The organism is Streptococcus criceti HS-6 (assembly GCF_000187975.2).
Lineage (GTDB): Bacteria > Bacillota > Bacilli > Lactobacillales > Streptococcaceae > Streptococcus > Streptococcus criceti.
On sequence record NZ_AEUV02000002.1, the window covers coordinates 306,693 to 323,733 of the forward strand.

The following is a 17,041-nucleotide window of genomic DNA, read 5'->3' on the forward strand; positions in this document are numbered from 1 at the left end:
TAGTTAAACAGTCCGATGGACTGTTTAAAGGGGATGCCTGAAAATGGGACTGCATCCCAAGGTAAGAACCGCCATCAACCACTGTGTCAATCTGGTAAATCTAGAACAATGCTAACGAGTCTGGGCTTTTGTCCCAGACTCCACTGCTGGCTGTTTTTCCTTTTGTCACAAGACCAAAGTGTAAAGCTTAAACGAATGTGATGACCATCATTTATTTTATGTCCAACCTCAAAAGGTCCCCTAGATCTTTTGAGCTGAACAAGGGTGAAAATTCGGACCAAAATTTACAATTTTTGAGTTGATCCCACTCCCCCTAGGTTTACAGTAATTTCTTTAATTCAAAGAGGGCATTCATGGCTTGCATTGGGGTCATATTGACTACATCAAGAGCTTGAAGGGCTTGTGTCAATTTATCATTAGATTCTGTCATTTCAAAGAGGGACATTTGTTGACTGCTTGTCTCCTGCTTGACAGGGGTGTCAAGTTTCTCCGCTTTCTCTTGACTAGTCAAACTGACAGAATGAGCTTCTAAATCTGTTAAAATACTAGTTGCTCGTTGAAGTAGATCTCTAGGGAGGCCTGCAATCTTTGCAACATGAACACCGTAAGATTTGTCAGCTGGGCCATCTGTTATTTTGTGAAGGAAGGTAACATCACCATCCTTCTCCAAGGTTGCCACATGGACATTGACCAAGTGTGTCAAGGTAGTTGATAGTTCTGTCAACTCATGATAGTGGGTGGCAAAGAGGGTCTTAGCGCCCACCCTGTCATGAATATGTTCGATGATAGCTTGAGCAAGGGCCATGCCATCATAGGTAGCAGTCCCACGCCCCAATTCATCAAAAAGTATCAAAGACCGTTTGCTGGCCCGCTGGATGGCCATATTTGCCTCCATCATCTCAACCATGAAGGTTGACTGGCCAGAAATCAGATCGTCGGCTGCTCCAATCCGCGTGTAAATAGCATCGAAAATCGGCAGATTAGCCGACTCAGCAGCAACAAAGGAGCCGATCTGTGCCATGACTACAGTCAGGGCTAGCTGTCGCATATAGGTTGATTTCCCGCTCATATTAGGCCCTGTAATCAGCTGAATAGCGGTCGCCTGATCCAAGGTGATGGTGTTGGGAATGTATTCCTGAGTCCCCATGACCTTCTCGACAACAGCGTGACGGCCATCTTGGATATCAATGACTTGCTGGTCATTGAATTGAGGTCGGACATAGTGGTTATACTCAGCCACTACGGCTAAACTTTGCAGAGTATCGACTGTGGCAATATTTTTTGCCAAATCCTGCAAACGCTGGATATATTTCTCAACTTGATTACGGACGGTCATAAAGATATCGTATTCCAAGGTCGCTGACTGCTCCCTAGCTTCCAACATATCCCCTTCAATTTTAGCTAATTCGGCTGTTCCAAAACGCTCAGAATTTTTCAGGGTCGCCTTGCGGAAGAAATGGTCTGGCACAAGGGATAGATTGGAATTGGTCACGTGAAAATAGTAGCCATCCTTGCGATTATAATCAATCTTCAAAGTCGAAATGCCACTGGCAGCCCGCTCCTTAGCTTCTATTTCAGCAATCCAAGTGGTCCCTTCTCGCATGACCTGACGATAGTGATCCAGTTGCTGATCAAAGCCTGTTTTAATCATGCCCCCTTCGGTAATGGTCGCTGGGGCATCTTGGTCAATGGCAGAGGCAATCAGGCTTTCCAATTCAGGCAGAGCATCAATAGCTTCATTTAATCGGTCTAAAACAGGGCTGGCAAAGCTGGCCAGCACACCCTTGATTTTAGGAACCTGAGCCAAGGTATGCCCCAGCTGCAAGAGGTCCTTAGGATTAGCCTTGCCAAAGGAAACCCTACTGGCCAGACGCTCAATATCATAGACTCCTTTGAGACTGTCAGTCAAGTCGCTGCGTTCAAAAAAGTTATCCAAAAAGGTCTGAACAATCTCCTGCCGCTCCAGAATCTTCTCCCGACTGACCAGAGGGCGATCAATCCAGCTCCGCAAGAGACGCATTCCCATAGCTGTTTTGGTGGAATCCAAAAGCCAGAAGAGACTGCCGTGTTTCTTGGTGGTTCTGGCGTTTTCCAAAAGGTCCAGACTGGTCTTGGTGGCATAAGTCATCTGCAGGAAATCTTTGATTTCATAGTGCACTAGACTTTGCAGGTGACTGAGCTCCCGCTTCTGGGTCGTGTGGACGTATTGGAGGAGCTTACCTGCAGCTTGAGATTCTACTGGCCTTAAATCTGTGCCAATCAACTGAACATCGTCATAAATTTCCTTTTCAGGTGATAAGAGAAGGTTCATCTGCTTGGTCAAGCTTTCTGTCTGCTTATCGTTGAGTTCAAAACCAAGGACAACTTCCCTAGCTTTAAGGTTTTGAATTTCGCTGCAGACTGCTGTAAAGTCACTCAAACTGGTTGCATAAAATTCACCAGTTGAGAGGTCCATGTAAGAGAGGCCGTACTCTCCATCCAGACAGTCGATAGCAACTAAGAAATTATTACTGCTATCAGGTTTACTCGAATCGACGACAGTTCCCGGAGTAATAACCTGAACAACCTCACGCTTAACTACACCAACAGCCTTTTTAGGGTCCTCCATCTGCTCGGCAATGGCTACCTTGTAACCCAAATCGACCAGTACATCAATGTACTGCTGAGCTGAATGATAAGGGACACCAGCCATAGGAATGGGATGGTCAGCGTTCTTGTTACGACTGGTCAGACTGATTTCTAAAATCTGGGCTGCTTTAACCGCATCATCATAGAAAAGTTCATAGAAATCCCCCATCCGGAAAAGCAAAAAAGCATCCGGATAGGATTCTTTGATGTCTAAATATTGCTGCATTCCTGGGGAAATTTTATCTTTTGCCATTAGCTAATCCTTCATTAATCTTTTCTTCTAGGCTCTTGGTGACATATTGTAAAAGGTCACTGGCGTCCTGCATTTTAGCACGGTAGTCTTGGACTAGAGGCAGATCAGAAAGTTCCTGATTTAAGCGATCAGCAGCCTGACCTAACTGGTCGGCTGCCTGATTTTCTTCTAATTTTTCAAACAAGACTGCCTCTTGTTGGTAGGCCTTCATATCGTGGGCCAGTTGATTCAAAGTTGGCCGTTCCTTTACCTTGGCTTGAACGGCTTTAAAAGCTTGAACACTCTCATGATGAGCCAATAAATTCTGTAAGTCTTTAAGGGCTTGATTTAAGTCAGTCATTTATGTAATTCTTCCTCAATGACCTGAGCCTTGACTTCGTCTTGGCAAATAACCAAAAGGGTATCGGCGCCAGCTACTGTTCCAAGGATGCCACTGCGTCCTTCTCGGTCAATAATATTAGCCAGAACATCAGCTTCTCCCAACTCGGTGCTGAGAACCAAGATAAAACCAGCCCGAGAGACCCTTTTAATATAGTCTCGAACAGCATCAGACAGGTGAGAGTCTTCCTGAGTTGACAGGCTGTAATAGAGCCTGCCAGTCTCATCACGACGTTTGAGAAGGCCAATCTCCCGCAAATCCCGTGACAAGGTAGCTTGAGTCACGGCAATGCCTTGCTTAGCTAGGCTGCTCTTGATTTCTTCCTGCGTTCCCACCCGCTCCTCTTGAATGATGGTTTTTATTTTATGTTGTCGCTCAATTTTATTCATGCTAGCCTCTATTTTCTCTCAATTTATACCTTACACATTATAACAAAAAGGCCTAGTTTTTTCACCACTGGCCTTAGGAAAGATTAAAATAAGGAAGTCTTTCTTGAAAAGAGTAATTATTCACAAAGTAGCAAGTTCGCATTAGCTCGTCTCTAGCATTAAAAGGCAAGCAAAATAGACAAGGCGACGAGGTGCAAGCGTACTTTGGTCAGCTAAAGTCAACAAGGCTTTGACATTGATTCGCTCTCATAAACTATGTAGCTCCATAAAAAATCCAACTCTGTTTGAGTCGGATTGTGAATTGGGCCTAATTCTCCATTTTATGCAGAAGTTTGTCTTTAAAGTAGTCAAAGTAGGTCTTCTTATCAATTACCGTAACGGTCTTACCAGTCATGCCGTATTTGACGAGCTTGCTGTCCTTTTTGGAGAGCTTAGCCTTGGCCGTCACCTTAAAGAGATTTCCCTTTTTAGTGGACGTGGCTGAAGAAGCAACCTTTGTAATCTTACCTTCAATCATCATTTTGTCATTGCCTTTTTTCTCAACTGTCAAGCCGTGTCTTTTGTCCTTCTTCCATTGAGACCACATCGTCTGATGACACGTAGTAGGTAATCAATACCATCTTGGTCTTTTGGATATCAGGATAAATTTGGGCAATTTCTGACCATTGAGGAATGACATGAGCCCCTTCATATTTAGGATTGGTATGGATAATGCCATTATCCGGCGCAAAGAGGGAGATATGATCGGTTTCTCTTTTTCTCTTTTATCTTTCTCATTGCGCTTTTTCTTTCTGGCATCTTTTTTCTTTTTAGCCTTTTTTTCAGCTTTTTTTCTGGCCTTTTTAGAGAGCTTTTTGTTTTTTTCTTGGTCTTCTTTTCTTTTTTCTCTTCTATTTTGTCCAGACGCTTATTGCGTTCCTTTATGGCTTCTTTTTGCGAATTCTTTTGCGCGGTGGTTGGGAGTAAGACTTGTTGGCTAAGCCTAGAAGTCTTACCCTTGCACACTTTATAAGTTCTTTAGTAGCAATGAACCTCTTTCAAAGTTGCGATAGAACTTGCAAAGCAAGTAGAAGCACCAAAATTTCTAGGATATTTTGTCGAAATTCATTCAAGAGAAGTTCTACAAGTCTCTTGCAAAACATTCTCGATGCTGATATATCAGTATTTACAAGTATTCAAATATAGAAAATCTTGAGTTTTTCGGGGTGCCCTCAAGAATGTCTTGCCTTTTCTAAAAAAATGGAAAGTCTATTATGAATCTTGGGATGTATAATGCGACTTTGAAAATTATGTAACTCTAATGTAAAAGTGCATATACGACTTCTGCCGAGCTATAAACACCCAAAATCAAAATAATGACAAAGCAAGTAATTTTTACAGCAGGACTTTTAATGCGATTGGCAATAATAGGTAGTAGTAAAATACAAAATAATACTAAAATAGTTGGGAGCTTTGGCATAAAATAAAATCTTCTTTCATATTCAATTTATTCAATGGAGTGAATATACAGGTTTTCGATATTACCAAAAACCTCCATCTCCCTGACCATTAACAATACCTGTGATCCCTCCTGAGAATCCACCGTTAAAAAGATTACCTAACCTAAATCCCCAGTAATAACCAACATTGATAGTTCCACCTATCTGTTCAGACAAGTCGTTTACTTGAACAGATTCGAATTTGTCGAACACAATTGATTCCATATAGTTTATCCTTTCATTTTTATGGTTGCTATAGTATCACCTAAACTCTTCTTAATCAAGTTCTTCTGCCCATCTTTCGTTAGAATGCTAAGATCCTAAACAATTTTCTGATATTTTTAAACGTTTTGACAACGTTACAATAGTTGAAAAGAGAAGACCAATTTGGTCCTCTCTCGGATTTAGCTTTTCATCTACCCACTACAGTTGACAAAGAGCCCTTTAATTATAGTCATCTACTACAAATTAAAAGGAGAAAACTTGGTTAGTCTTCTCCCTTATAGAGTTTCTTAATCTCCATGTTGCCCATTATTTAAGGGCTTAAAAATCAATATCAACAGAAACGGTTTGGACGGGAACATCATAGAAAGGATCGTCACGGCGGCCCAAGAAATCTTTCGCTTGCTGAGGGAAGGAAGCATAGCTGAGTACATCTTCTTCACTCTTGGCATAGTCTGCAATTTCTTGACGCAAACTTGGTAGTTGCGGTTCAATCAAATCAGCTGGCCGAACCGTGATAGGCTCCTCATCACCGATAATGAGTTGTTTGATTTTGTCATCAATAGCTGCTGGTGGACGGCCGTAAAGGCCACGGACATAATCCTTAATCTCATTTGGAACGACCTTATAGCGCTCACCTGTGATAATATTCATTAGCGATTGGGTTCCTACCATCTGTGATAAAGGCGTTACCAGCGGTGGATAGCCAAGGTCGGCTCTAACGCGAGGAACCTCAGCCAGAACTTCTTCATATCGATCGGCCAACCCCTGTTCTGTTAATTGACTGAGCAGGTTTGATAACATCCCTCCTGGAACTTGATAGATTAGGGTTTTGGGCTCAACATCCTTGACCTTAGGATTCAAAATTCCTTCTGCTCGATAGTGGTCACGAACAGTATTCATGTGGGCAGCTACTTCTTCGACCTTTTTTAAATCAATACCCGTGTGAAAACCAAGCTCTTCAAGAGCAATGACTAGAGATTCTGTCGCAGGCTGACTAGTTCCTCCTGCAAAGGATGAGACTGCTGTATCAATAATATCAGCTCCCGCTTCAGCGACCTTGAGATAGGTCATCTCAGAAATGCCACTGGTCGCGTGGGTATGGACTTCAAGAGGCAGATTTACACCCTCCTTGATCCGCTTTACTAACTCATAACCGGTCTGCGGTGTTAAAACACCGGCCATATCCTTGATACAGATGGAATCTGCCCCAATTTGAGCGTACTGTTTGGCGAGATTAACAAAGTAATCCACTGTATGGATGGGGCTAGTAGTGTAAGAAATAGCAACTTGGGCATGACCACCTGCTGCTTTAGTAACTGATACAGCTGTTTGCAGATTGCGAGGATCATTGAGGGCATCAAAGATACGAATAATATCAATCCCATTCTCGATTGATTTTTGAATAAAGGAGGTCACAACATCATCGGCATAATTGCGATAGCCCAGTAAATTTTGACCACGCAGGAGCATTTGCAATTTCGTCTTTTTAACGTGTTTACGAATGGTCCTCAGCCTTTCCCAGGGATCCTCATTCAAATAGCGCAAGCAGGAATCAAAGGTAGCGCCACCCCAGACCTCCAAAGCGTGATAGCCTGCCTCGTCCAAGGTTTCCAGAACCGGCAGCATCTCTGTTGTTGTCATTCGTGTTGCGATTTGACTCTGTTGTCCATCTCGCAAGACTGTCTCCGTAAGGCGGATTTCCGACATGACTTCCCTCCTCTATAAATTTTCACTAATAATTTGGGCAAGCTTGGCTTGCATCGTTTCCACATTGTGTTTTCGAGACCTGGCACAGGACTTGGCCTCTCCCTGACAGATAAAGCAGCGTCGCTTAGGGAAACCGAGCTCCTGACGGCTAATTGGTTTGGGATAGTTTTCAATCAATTGCAAAACATCCAAGTCCATCAGGCGACCCAAAGGGGTGCTTGTTTCAATCTCTATCATCGATTTTTTTAAATCGTTAGCTGCTAAATCTGAAATCAGATAATACTCACAGCCCGTTTTTTTAACAATTTCTTTTTCAAAATTAATATGTCCTGCTAAAGTTCCTTTGACCTGCTTAATAACCCTTTCAAAGGCCCGGCTTAATAGAACTGAGTTCTTGATGGGCCCGGGAATATTCATGGTTGCACAAAGCAGGGAATGAGACTTATACGTTTTCAGCAGTTCTGTCTGTTTACGGCTGCGGTCTTCACGCGCAGCCAGCATATCCTCTAGGGTTACTTGCGGTCCGTCAAAGACGGTTGGGACACTTAGTTGTTCAGACATTACGGACAACATCAATCAAGCTGCCATCACGATACTCAATAAGAGCCACAACCTTGTCTCCATATTGAATAGGATCTGGATTACCGACAATCGCATAAGCTTTTTCTTTCAACTCTTCAATTGTAAATTGCGGTACTTTCAGGTCCTTAAAGTGTTCTATCAAATCAGGACGGTTAGGATTGATAGCAATACCAACTTCTGTCACAATGACATCAACACTGGTTCCCGGCGTAATGACGGTGTTAACCTTATCAACAAAGGTAGGAATGCGTCCGCGCACAAGAGGTGAAATGACTAAACTCATTTTGGCTGCGAAGGCCGTGTCACAATGGCCGCCTGATGCTCCGCGAATAACACCATCCGAGCCTGTCATGACATTGACATTGAAGTCTGTATCCACTTCTAAGGCCGAGAGCACACAGGTATCTAATTGGTTGATCACAGAACCCTTGCTGAGCGGTGAGGCATACATATTAGCATCAATTTCATAATGCTTTTCGGCATTACTGTCAAGCGATACGGCCGAAGGATGGTCGAAGTCTTGAACGTCCATAATCTTGTCAACCAGACCTTCTTCCAGCAATTCTACCATGGCATTGGTGATACCACCGAGAGCAAAGTTAGCTTTGATGCCATCTTTAAGCATCTGCTCACGCATAAAACGTGTAACAGCTAATGAGGCTCCACCCGTTCCTGTTTGGAAAGAGAACCCTTCTTTATAGTAAGGAGAACCGGTGATAACCTTAGCCGCATACTCGGCAATGAGCAATTCTTTAGGATTCTTGGTATAACGAGTTGCACCCTTAGCAATACCTTCGGGATCCCCGATCGCATCTACAACAACGACATAATCGACATCTGTTTGCGGAATACTGATCGGCGTATTAGGGTAAGGCACCAAGGTATCTGTGATGATGACTACTTGGTCTGCATACTTAGCGTCAATCATGGCGTAGCCTAGTGAACCACAGGTTGCCTTTCCTTTTGTCCCATTAGCATTGCCGTAAGCGTCAGAGCTCGGAGCTCCTAAGAAAGCGACATCAATATGAATGTCATCGGCTGCAATCGCACGGGCACGTCCCCCGTGGGAGCGGATGACAACAGGATTTTCCATGATTCCTTCTGAAATTGCAGCCCCAACTTTATCGCGCAGCCCACTGGATGTGATATTAGTAACAACGCCATTTTTGATGTGATCGATCAAAGGGGCATGGACGTTGGCAATAGAGCTGGGAGCGATAGAGATATCTTTAATCCCCATCTTAGCAATCTCATCCAAGACCATATTCATCACATAGTCTCCCTCACGGAAATGGTGATGGAAGGAGATAGTCATACCATCTTTTAGCCCTGTTTTTTCAATCGCTTCACGAATAGAAGACAAGAGCTTGTCATCAGCGGGTTTCACTGGTTTCACCCGCCGACTGGATTCTTGATAATCTTTAATATGTGCCAATTCCCCTTCAAATACACCATAGCGTTCAGCATATTCTTGAGGAATATCACGACCTAATTTATTTTCTACCATCTTAAATATCCTCCTCGCTTAACACGCCAGCTGCCTTGGCCAAGGCAATAACACGTTCGGCGCGCTCAACAATAGGCTTATCAACCATTTTACCCTTGAGCGAAATAACACCAGACCCTTTGCTTTCTGCCTCACGAATTGCCCAAACAACTTCTTTGGCATTTTGAATTTCTTTTTCCGTTGGTGTATAGATTTCGTTAACCAAAGGAATTTGGCGAGGGTTGATAACGGATTTTCCATCGAATCCCAGTTGCTTAATTAAACGCACTTCGTTTTGGAAACCTTCGGGGTTATTGACATCAGAGTAGACCGTATCAATCGCTGCAATACCGGCCGCACGCGCTGCATGAAGAATCATGCTGCGAGCAAAGAAAAGCTCTTGGCCGTCAGGGTAGCGACGCGTTTTCATATTAGTCACATAGTCTTCGGCACCGAGGGCGATACCAATTAAACGTTGAGAAGCCTTGGCAATGGCTGGAGCATTGAGAACACCTTCGGCAGACTCGATAGCAGCCATCATCTTAGTACGCCCAATCTCAATACCGTTATCGCGCTCAACTTTTTCGATAACTGCTTCGACATCAATGATATCTTGGGCCGTTTCCGTTTTAGGTAGACGGACTACATCGACGCCAGCAAGAACGACGGCCTCAACATCAAGTGCGCCACAGGTATCCAGACCATTCACCCGAACAACCGTCTCTACTTGGCTGTAGTCAAAAGTCTTGAGGGCAAAGTGTACCAAAGCTCTAGAAGTGTCCTTTTCTTTTAAGGAAACCGAGTCTTCTAAGTCAAACATAATGGAGTCTGCACCATACAGCGGAGCATCCCTAAGCATGGCTGCATTGGCTCCGGGGACAAACATCATTGTTCTTCTTAAGCGTTCCATGCGTCAATCTCCTTCCAGTTGTACTGCTCTACTTCTGCCGCTCTGTGAACTGCAGCAAGCGTACGTGCTTGAATGGTACAATCCAAAGCTCCCTTATCTACGGCTTGGATAGCAGCAGACTGAACACCCAAGTTTTCCAGTGTTTCTTGGATAAGTGTCCTAATTTGTTGACCAAATTGTTTTTCGACGCTGCTTTCTAATTCGATAGAAATACCATCATTGCTTGGATTAACTGTCACCATAATGTCACTGGACTCTAACGAGCCCGCGACAGCAGATTGTTTAATTTTCATAATTCACCTCACATTACTATATTAAATTAATATGCGGCGCAGGTGAGACAATCCCACGAGTGTCGCGTGTGATAACTAACTTATTTTTTGACTGGAAAGATCCTGAGTAACAATTCAGCTACCGCATAGAGAATTCCCAAGACGATAAAAACACCAGCCATACCTAAGCCCATCAGTTCAAAGGCTTGAATCAAATCATTCATTGGCATAATTTTTTCTCCTCACCTTTTTAGCTAAAGAATGACAGCAGCAAGCCACCTGCGATTACGGAAGCAATTTGCCCTGATACATTGGCACCAACTGCGTACATCAAAATAAAGTTTTGCGGATCTTCATCCGTTGCCATTTTTTGGATAACACGACTGGACATTGGGAAGGCTGAAATCCCTGCAGCGCCAATCATAGGGTTGATTTTCTTGCGGCGGAAAATATTTAAAATCTTGGCAAAAACAACCCCTCCGACAGAGTCCATAATGAAGGCCACCAAACCAAAGAGAATAATCATGAGGGTTTGGAGATTTAAGAATTGATCAGCCTGCATCTTAACTGAAATCGTTAGACCCAAGAGGATGCTGACGATATTGACCAACTCATTTTGGGCTGTTTGCGATAAGCGATCTAAAACACCACATTCACGCAAGAGATTCCCAAACATCAAGAAACCAACAAGAGGTAGAGAGATAGGTGCGATGAAGCCTGCGACAATGGTAATAACAATTGGGAAAAGAATCTTGGTCAGCTTAGAAACATCTTCGGCCTTGTAAGTCATACGAATCCGACGTTCCTTTTTAGTTGTAACCAATTTGATAGCAAAAGGCTGGATAATAGGAACCAGTGCCATATAGGAATAGGCTGCAACTGTTATCGGTCCTAGTAACTTAGGTGCCAGCTGGTTGGCGACAAAGATTGAAGTTGGACCATCAGCAGCCCCAATAATTCCGATCGAAGCCGCTTCCTTGATATCGAAGCCTGCCAAGACCGCAACGACGACAACAAAGAAAATCCCAAACTGGGCTGCAGCACCAAAGAGCAACATAAAAGGGTTCTGTAACAGAGGACCAAAGTCAATCATGGCACCAATTCCGATAAAAATCAGGAGGGGAAAGAGTTCGGTATTAATCCCAATCTTGAAGAGGACATCCAAAACCCCTTCTTGATGGACACCATTGACAACTTGTGTCAAGACTCCTGTTCCAGGGAAATTCACCAAGATGGTCCCAAGACCCATCGGAACTAAGAGAGTGGGCTCATATTCCTTTTTAATCCCTAGATACATGAGTACAGCCCCAATTAACATCATAATGATTTGCGGAATAGTGATAGAGGTAATTCCTGAGATTAAAGTATCCACAAGCTTACTTCCTTTCTAATGTCTCATTAAGCGATTGTAATCAGGCCATCGCCTGCATTAACCACTTGTCCTTCTTTAACATGAATGGCAGAGATTGTGCCCGCATGGCTAGCCACAATTTCATTCTCCATTTTCATGGCTTCCAAAATCATGAGGGGTTGATTTTCCGAAACGGTATCGCCTGAATTAACCAAAATTTTCAGGATTGTCCCTGGCATTGGAGCTGGCATAGCATCCGCACCTGCCGGTGACGATGCAGCTGGGCTTGGCTCTGGAGCTGGGGCAGGTTGAGGTGCTTCTGCAGTTGGTGCTGGTGCGGGAGCTGCCGATGCGGCCACTGGTGCGGGAGCGGGTGTTGGAGTTGCCGGAGCACCGATTTCTTCCATTTCCACTAGGTATTCTTTCCCGTCAACTGAGATTTTAAATTTACGCAACATAAAATGCCTCCTTTTGTTTCAGTTTTTCTTTTTGTAAATATTTTTTATGGACAACTGGCTATCAGTTTTTGTGCCGGCTGCAATACTTGCAGCTATGATAGAAATCGTTTTAACCTCTGGGTTCCTTTGTAAGACTCTTTTAACAAGAAACTTACTGTTCGGCCTGTCGCCAGCAGCTATAGCTGTTGCGATGACACTGACTCGCTCAACATCTTGAGGAGCTGCCGGAATAAAGGCTGGGAGCTGCTCCCAATCAGAGTCTGTTGAACTTTCTATACTGTCAGGCTCTTCTGTGCTGATAGGTTCAGCCTTACTGGCCTTGCCAAATAAACGTTGAAAAATCCCCATATTTTCCTCCTTTCGAAGTGATGCTTGTGTATTAAGCTTCCTAATAGCCGTTACTCTTTAATTATATAACGATAAAAGTCTTCAAGCATGCATTTTTTGTGTTCTTTCAACTATCAGGCAATCTGTGTTTTTTTTGTGTTCTTTCGGAAAGGCACTATTTATTTTTGAAACGCTTTCATATACACTGATAGTAAGATACTTCAAGCTTTCATATTTCTAAATTAATAAAGGAGAAGCTTATGTTATTAACATTACTAGCTTATGCGATGATTATCGTCTTCATGTATGTTGTCATGAAGAAAAAAATGTCTCCCCTCACGGCACTGGTTATGATTCCATTGATAGCGGCTGTTATCGCTATCCTAACTGGATCGGCTAATCTGACTGCAGATAAGGCCTTTGTTGACTTTGCTGCCGAAGATGGGATGGGAAAAGGGTTAACAGCCATCGGCCCAATGATTATGTATGGTATCAACAATACCGCCAAAACGGGTATTATGTTGCTCTTTGCCATTCTCTATTTCTCAATTATGTTGGATGCAGGCCTTTTTGACCCTATAACCGAAAGGATGATCCGTTTCGCTAAGGGCGATCCTCTGAAAGTGCTTGTGGCCACAGCTGTTGTTGCAGCTGCCGTTTCTCTCAATGGTGACGGTACTACAACAACCTTGATTTGTTGCTCGGCCTTTTTACCGATTTACAAAAAACTAAATATGAGAATCATGAATCTTGGTGTCCTGATTATTTTGCAAAACACCATCATGAATCTACTGCCTTGGGGCGGACCTACTGCTCGGGCTATGTCGGTTCTTAACGTTGGTTCTGAGATTTTAAGTTATTTGGCACCTGGTATGATTCTTTCTATCCTCTATGTCATCTTCTTTGTGGCAAGAAGCATGGGTAAAAAAGAACGCCAGCGTTTAGGTGTTAGTGAACTCTCCGATAAAGAGATTACCGAGTTAACCAAGGTTACCGATCCGAAAGTTTTGGATATCCGCCGTCCTAAAAACTTTATTTTTAATGCTATTTTAACGATTATTCTGATTGTTTGGCTGGTCGCTAGTTCTTTTGTTCCAGCTATCGAAGTCCCTTCACTTCTGCTCTTTGGTGTCGGTACCTGTATCGCCCTGATGGTCAATTACCCTAGACTGAAGGACCAAACAAAACGCATTAGTGACAACGCCGGTGATGCTGTTCAAGTCGTTATCTTAGTCTTTGCTGCCGGTATCTTTATGGGACTCTTCCAAGGTAGTGGTATGGCCAATGCTCTTGCGTCTAGTTTTACAACCATTATTCCTAAGCAACTAGCTGGTTTCTGGGGTCTGGTTATTGCCCTCATCTCTGCTCCTGGTACCTTCTTCCTGTCGAACGATGGCTTCTACTATGGTATTATGCCAGTCTTAGCGCAAACCGGTGCCCAATATGGTTTCAGCAACATGGCTATGGCTCTTGCATCTTTGATGGGACAAGCCTTCCACTTGCTGAGTCCTCTGGTTGCCTTTATCTACTTACTCCTGCGCTTGACCGGCTTGGATATGGGGGAATGGCAGAGAGAGTCTGCCAAGTATGCAGCTGTAATCTTCCTGATTTTCGTTGTCACCGTCCTTGTGATGGGCCATGTCCCGCTTTATATTCCTCAATAAGCAAAAGCGATACCCATTCAAAAGCCCTGCTAACTGGCAAGGCTTTTTTTATAAAAAATAAGTTATTTACTTTTTTTGAGAGACTTCGTTATAGTTATAATAGTTACTAAAATTTTCAAGGAGGAATCATGTCACAAATTACTCAGGCTATTAAAAATAACTTAGATTTATCACAGAATGTGCCCCTGAAAGTCTCTTTTTATGAAGCTCTTAAGAAGACCATTATTATGAGCGAAATTCCAGCCGGCAGTCACATCAATGAAAAAGAACTCGCTGAAACTCTTAACATCAGCCGTACACCCATCCGCTATGCTCTGGGTGTTTTGAAGGAAGAAAAGTTGGTGGAGCACATTCCCAAAAAAGGGATTATTGTCCGTGGTATCAGCTTAAAAGATGCTATCGAAATTTTTGACATTCGCAAAGCGCTTGATACACTGGCTTCCATCAAAGCTATGCATTTGATGACTGAGGAAGACTTCGCAGATATGAAAAAAATATTGACTGACTGTGAAGCAATGATTGAAGATGGAGACATCCAGCAAATACTGCAAAACTTTAATCAATTTAATGAGCTAATCTATGAAAAAAGTCAGATGCTCCGCCTGCGTGAGATTGTCATGGAATTGCAAACTTATCTTAGATATTTTCGGGAGATTTCTATAGGCTCCCTCGAAAGACGGAAACGCGCTCTATCTGAACACTGGATTATTTACCGAGGTATGAAAAACAAGGATACTGAGCAGATTACCTTGATTACTCATGAACACCTCAATGCTTCCCTCGAATTTATCAAACAAGAAATGGAAAGAAGGCAGCATGGCCAATAGCATTTCTTTAGAGAATTATGCCGAGCTGGCCTCAAGATCCTTGCTCTATGAGCTGGATCTTAGCCCCAAGCCAGGCCTAGTCGATCGCTTGGATGCTGGGGCTCACAAGGATATGACCTACGAAACCTTCCTTACCAGTATTGAGGCTCTCAATCCCTTTTTCTTACGCTATCTTGAAGTAGGCTGGCGGCTGGCTGGGCAAAAACCCCAGCTGATTTTTGAAGAACTCAGGAAAATTGGCATTCAAGCTGAACAAACTATGTTTCAGGCCACCAAAGGTGTCAACACTCATAAGGGCATTAACTTTTCCTTAGCCCTAGTTCTTGGAGCTACTGGCATTTATTTATCCAAGAGAACCACAACTGCTAATTATAATAAGCCCTTAACTCCCCAAGATAGCCTGGCCATCTGCCAACTGGCCCAACAACTAGCGGCCCATATCATTCAGGCAGATCTCAGCCAACTGGAGACAAAGGCGGATCTTAGCCACGGTGAAAAGCTCTATCTTACATACGGCATTAAAGGCCCTCGCGGAGAGGCAGCTGCAGGCTTCCCCACAGTCGTCGCCCATGCCCTCCCTTTTTTCCGGCAAGAGCTTAACAAGAGACAGGACAAAGAATTTTGTCAATGGCGGCTACTGCTTTATCTGATGGGCTCCGTTGAAGATGCCAATCTTATTCACCGAGGAGGTTTGCCAGCTTGGCAAAGGATTAAAAAAGAGGCTCGGAGCCTCCTGAATAGTGATTTTAGCAAGTCAGAACTCAAACAGCAGCTGACCGCCTACAATCAGATATTGATTCAGCGCTATCTCAGCCCTGGCGGCAGTGCCGATTTTCTAAGCCTAACCTTCTATTTTGCCTTCTTAGAGAAGCTGCTATAAGTATTCTGCCAGCTGATTTAGTAGAACATTGGCTAGACTAGAACATGAGAACATACTAGCTAGGGCTTTAACAAGCAAGGGCATGACCACTACAGTATAAACGGTTCGACTGATTTGAATGCCTGCAATCTTGGGCATATCTCCGCCAAGTTCCCCAGCCAAAAGCGAAATATCTGTCGCTCCAGCGGGTGAGGAAGCAAAAAGAGCAGATTGGAGATCGAGCAGGCCGCTGCGGTACATAATAAAGCCAAAGAAAGCATTGATGATGAGGTAACTCGTCAACAGTAAAACGATAGGGATAATGAGATGGACCATCCGCAGCAGGCTGGTTTGCGTGAAATTCGTTCCAATTAAGGAACCCGCAACAATTTGTGCTAAATATCTCAGAGAAATAGAAAGCTGTTGGGTGTTTCTAGTAATTTTTAAAACGGATGAAAAAATCAGAGAGAAAATCAAGGCCCCTACAGGAATTCTCAACTCCATCCCAATGAGGCCGCCCAAGCTAGCAACAATCAGAATTAAACCGTTATTGACCCACTGTTTTTTGCCACTTAGCTTGGCCTGCCTTTGCTGCGGTAAAGAAGAAGGCCGATCATTCTGTCCTTGTTGCCTTGTCGTTTGAACACCTTTAGGGCTAAATTTTTTTGTTAGAAAGGCCACCCAGGCCGGCAAGAGCAACAAAATCCCAATCAGACGAGCTGACTGTAGAGTCGCTACAATATCCGATCTTGCCCCCATATCAATGCTCATCAGAGAAACATCTACAATTCCTCCCGGAAGACAACTGAGTAGGGCAGTTACTAAATCTAAAGCAAAGAAATGTCGAAACAGCAGTCCCATTGCTATCATATTGAGGGTAAACAAACTCATTAATCCTGCAATAGCCTTGGCCAACTTGGGAAAACTCACAATATCTCTTTTAGAAATCTGTTGACCAATATAGGCACCGCTGATAACCTGCGCAAAAATTTTCATGCTTGGCTCTGTAACCATCTGGCCTGTTAAAATCGATACCAGGGCCACAGCTATCATACTGCCGACCATAAAAGGGGCCGGGATTCTCAGGCGTCTTGCCAACCAGCCACCTGCCAAACCAATAAAAAGAGTTAAGAAAATTGATAATATCATAAGCTAAAAATCTTTCTTGCCATCTAAATTTTAACTTAGAAACCTTAGTGCCAGTGACTTTTTCTTTAATTATGGCACATTTAGTATCTCTTATAAA

The 17,041-nt window shown here is 43.4% G+C and carries 17 protein-coding genes and 1 pseudogene; 3 read left to right on the forward strand and 15 right to left on the reverse strand.

What is annotated here, in order from left to right:
- Positions 1–319: 319 nt before the first annotated feature.
- The 14 genes and pseudogenes from mutS to STRCR_RS01550 all read right to left on the reverse strand — a co-directional run bounded on the left by mutS (position 320) and on the right by STRCR_RS01550 (position 12,466).
- Positions 320–2,881 (reverse strand): DNA mismatch repair protein MutS, encoded by a 2,562-nt coding sequence (mutS, locus tag STRCR_RS01485; RefSeq protein ID WP_004225926.1) that lies wholly within the window; start codon positions 2,879–2,881, stop codon positions 320–322.
- Complete coding sequence (locus STRCR_RS01490) at positions 2,868–3,221, reverse strand: YlbF family regulator (RefSeq protein ID WP_004227532.1); 354 nt, start codon at positions 3,219–3,221, stop codon at positions 2,868–2,870. The genes mutS and STRCR_RS01490 overlap by 14 nt, the downstream gene beginning before the upstream one ends.
- On the reverse strand, positions 3,218–3,649 hold the full coding sequence (argR, locus tag STRCR_RS01495; protein ID WP_004227786.1) for an arginine repressor: 432 nt from the start codon (positions 3,647–3,649) through the stop codon (positions 3,218–3,220). Before argR ends, STRCR_RS01490 begins: the two co-directional genes overlap by 4 nt.
- Before the next feature lie 307 nt (positions 3,650–3,956).
- A pseudogene (locus tag STRCR_RS01500) lies at positions 3,957–4,597 on the reverse strand (HlyD family efflux transporter periplasmic adaptor subunit); the annotation flags it as partial.
- A gap of 572 nt (positions 4,598–5,169) precedes the next feature.
- A complete protein-coding gene (locus tag STRCR_RS01505; protein WP_004225734.1) occupies positions 5,170–5,352 on the reverse strand; it encodes a hypothetical protein in 183 nt (60 codons plus the stop codon).
- Between the two features lie 318 nt (positions 5,353–5,670).
- Positions 5,671–7,059, reverse strand: a complete 1,389-nt coding sequence (locus tag STRCR_RS01510; RefSeq protein WP_004226831.1) for an oxaloacetate decarboxylase subunit alpha — start codon at positions 7,057–7,059, stop codon at positions 5,671–5,673.
- A 12-nt stretch (positions 7,060–7,071) separates the two neighbouring features.
- The gene (gene citX, locus STRCR_RS01515) at positions 7,072–7,620 is read right to left on the reverse strand and encodes a citrate lyase holo-[acyl-carrier protein] synthase (protein WP_004229879.1); all 549 of its coding nucleotides are present in this window, start codon (positions 7,618–7,620) and stop codon (positions 7,072–7,074) included.
- Positions 7,613–9,148: a citrate lyase subunit alpha gene (citF, locus tag STRCR_RS01520; protein WP_004225894.1), complete on the reverse strand. Its 1,536-nt coding sequence runs from the start codon at positions 9,146–9,148 to the stop codon at positions 7,613–7,615. Before citF ends, citX begins: the two co-directional genes overlap by 8 nt.
- A gap of 1 nt (position 9,149) precedes the next feature.
- Positions 9,150–10,037, reverse strand: a complete 888-nt coding sequence (gene citE, locus STRCR_RS01525) for a citrate (pro-3S)-lyase subunit beta (RefSeq protein ID WP_004226354.1) — start codon at positions 10,035–10,037, stop codon at positions 9,150–9,152.
- Positions 10,025–10,330 (reverse strand): citrate lyase acyl carrier protein, encoded by a 306-nt coding sequence (gene citD, locus STRCR_RS01530; RefSeq protein ID WP_004225282.1) that lies wholly within the window; start codon positions 10,328–10,330, stop codon positions 10,025–10,027. Before citD ends, citE begins: the two co-directional genes overlap by 13 nt.
- An 80-nt stretch (positions 10,331–10,410) precedes the next feature.
- Positions 10,411–10,539 carry an OadG-related small transporter subunit gene (locus tag STRCR_RS12410; RefSeq protein ID WP_004228587.1) on the reverse strand — a complete coding sequence of 43 codons (129 nt, stop codon included), beginning with the start codon at positions 10,537–10,539 and terminating at the stop codon, positions 10,411–10,413.
- Positions 10,540–10,559: 20 nt separating this feature from the next.
- The gene (locus STRCR_RS01540) at positions 10,560–11,681 is read right to left on the reverse strand and encodes a sodium ion-translocating decarboxylase subunit beta (RefSeq protein ID WP_004229665.1); all 1,122 of its coding nucleotides are present in this window, start codon (positions 11,679–11,681) and stop codon (positions 10,560–10,562) included.
- A 26-nt stretch (positions 11,682–11,707) separates the two neighbouring features.
- A complete protein-coding gene (locus STRCR_RS01545; RefSeq protein WP_004226313.1) occupies positions 11,708–12,118 on the reverse strand; it encodes an acetyl-CoA carboxylase biotin carboxyl carrier protein subunit in 411 nt (136 codons plus the stop codon).
- Positions 12,119–12,136: 18 nt separating this feature from the next.
- Positions 12,137–12,466 carry a hypothetical protein gene (locus STRCR_RS01550; protein ID WP_004227326.1) on the reverse strand — a complete coding sequence of 110 codons (330 nt, stop codon included), beginning with the start codon at positions 12,464–12,466 and terminating at the stop codon, positions 12,137–12,139.
- Between the two features lie 239 nt (positions 12,467–12,705).
- Here STRCR_RS01550 and STRCR_RS01555 point away from each other — a divergent pair, with 239 nt between their 5' ends.
- From STRCR_RS01555 to citG, 3 genes are all read left to right on the forward strand, one after another.
- Positions 12,706–14,109 carry a CitMHS family transporter gene (locus STRCR_RS01555; protein ID WP_004227792.1) on the forward strand — a complete coding sequence of 468 codons (1,404 nt, stop codon included), beginning with the start codon at positions 12,706–12,708 and terminating at the stop codon, positions 14,107–14,109.
- 128 nt (positions 14,110–14,237) lie between these two features.
- Positions 14,238–14,936 carry a GntR family transcriptional regulator gene (locus tag STRCR_RS01560; protein WP_004229077.1) on the forward strand — a complete coding sequence of 233 codons (699 nt, stop codon included), beginning with the start codon at positions 14,238–14,240 and terminating at the stop codon, positions 14,934–14,936.
- On the forward strand, positions 14,926–15,816 hold the full coding sequence (gene citG, locus STRCR_RS01565) for a triphosphoribosyl-dephospho-CoA synthase CitG (protein WP_004226838.1): 891 nt from the start codon (positions 14,926–14,928) through the stop codon (positions 15,814–15,816). Before STRCR_RS01560 ends, citG begins: the two co-directional genes overlap by 11 nt.
- On the opposite strand, the gene STRCR_RS01570 is transcribed toward citG, so the two are convergent.
- Positions 15,811–16,944: an AbrB family transcriptional regulator gene (locus STRCR_RS01570; protein WP_004225587.1), complete on the reverse strand. Its 1,134-nt coding sequence runs from the start codon at positions 16,942–16,944 to the stop codon at positions 15,811–15,813. The two genes, citG and STRCR_RS01570, sit on opposite strands and share 6 nt — an antisense overlap.
- Positions 16,945–17,041: the final 97 nt, after the last annotated feature.

Bases quoted from the DNA above. Each gene is read 5' to 3' on its own strand.
- mutS (WP_004225926.1), bottom strand. From the start codon at position 2,881: ATGGCAAAAGATAAAATTTCCCCAGGAATGCAGCAATATTTAGACATC.
- STRCR_RS01490 (WP_004227532.1), bottom strand. From the start codon at position 3,221: ATGACTGACTTAAATCAAGCCCTTAAAGACTTACAGAATTTATTGGCT.
- argR (WP_004227786.1), bottom strand. From the start codon at position 3,649: ATGAATAAAATTGAGCGACAACATAAAATAAAAACCATCATTCAAGAG.
- STRCR_RS01505 (WP_004225734.1), bottom strand. From the start codon at position 5,352: ATGGAATCAATTGTGTTCGACAAATTCGAATCTGTTCAAGTAAACGAC.
- STRCR_RS01510 (WP_004226831.1), bottom strand. From the start codon at position 7,059: ATGTCGGAAATCCGCCTTACGGAGACAGTCTTGCGAGATGGACAACAG.
- citX (WP_004229879.1), bottom strand. From the start codon at position 7,620: ATGTCTGAACAACTAAGTGTCCCAACCGTCTTTGACGGACCGCAAGTA.
- citF (WP_004225894.1), bottom strand. From the start codon at position 9,148: ATGGTAGAAAATAAATTAGGTCGTGATATTCCTCAAGAATATGCTGAA.
- citE (WP_004226354.1), bottom strand. From the start codon at position 10,037: ATGGAACGCTTAAGAAGAACAATGATGTTTGTCCCCGGAGCCAATGCA.
- citD (WP_004225282.1), bottom strand. From the start codon at position 10,330: ATGAAAATTAAACAATCTGCTGTCGCGGGCTCGTTAGAGTCCAGTGAC.
- STRCR_RS12410 (WP_004228587.1), bottom strand. From the start codon at position 10,539: ATGCCAATGAATGATTTGATTCAAGCCTTTGAACTGATGGGCTTAGGT.
- STRCR_RS01545 (WP_004226313.1), bottom strand. From the start codon at position 12,118: ATGTTGCGTAAATTTAAAATCTCAGTTGACGGGAAAGAATACCTAGTG.
- STRCR_RS01550 (WP_004227326.1), bottom strand. From the start codon at position 12,466: ATGGGGATTTTTCAACGTTTATTTGGCAAGGCCAGTAAGGCTGAACCT.
- STRCR_RS01555 (WP_004227792.1), top strand. From the start codon at position 12,706: ATGTTATTAACATTACTAGCTTATGCGATGATTATCGTCTTCATGTAT.
- STRCR_RS01560 (WP_004229077.1), top strand. From the start codon at position 14,238: ATGTCACAAATTACTCAGGCTATTAAAAATAACTTAGATTTATCACAG.
- citG (WP_004226838.1), top strand. From the start codon at position 14,926: ATGGCCAATAGCATTTCTTTAGAGAATTATGCCGAGCTGGCCTCAAGA.
- STRCR_RS01570 (WP_004225587.1), bottom strand. From the start codon at position 16,944: ATGATATTATCAATTTTCTTAACTCTTTTTATTGGTTTGGCAGGTGGC.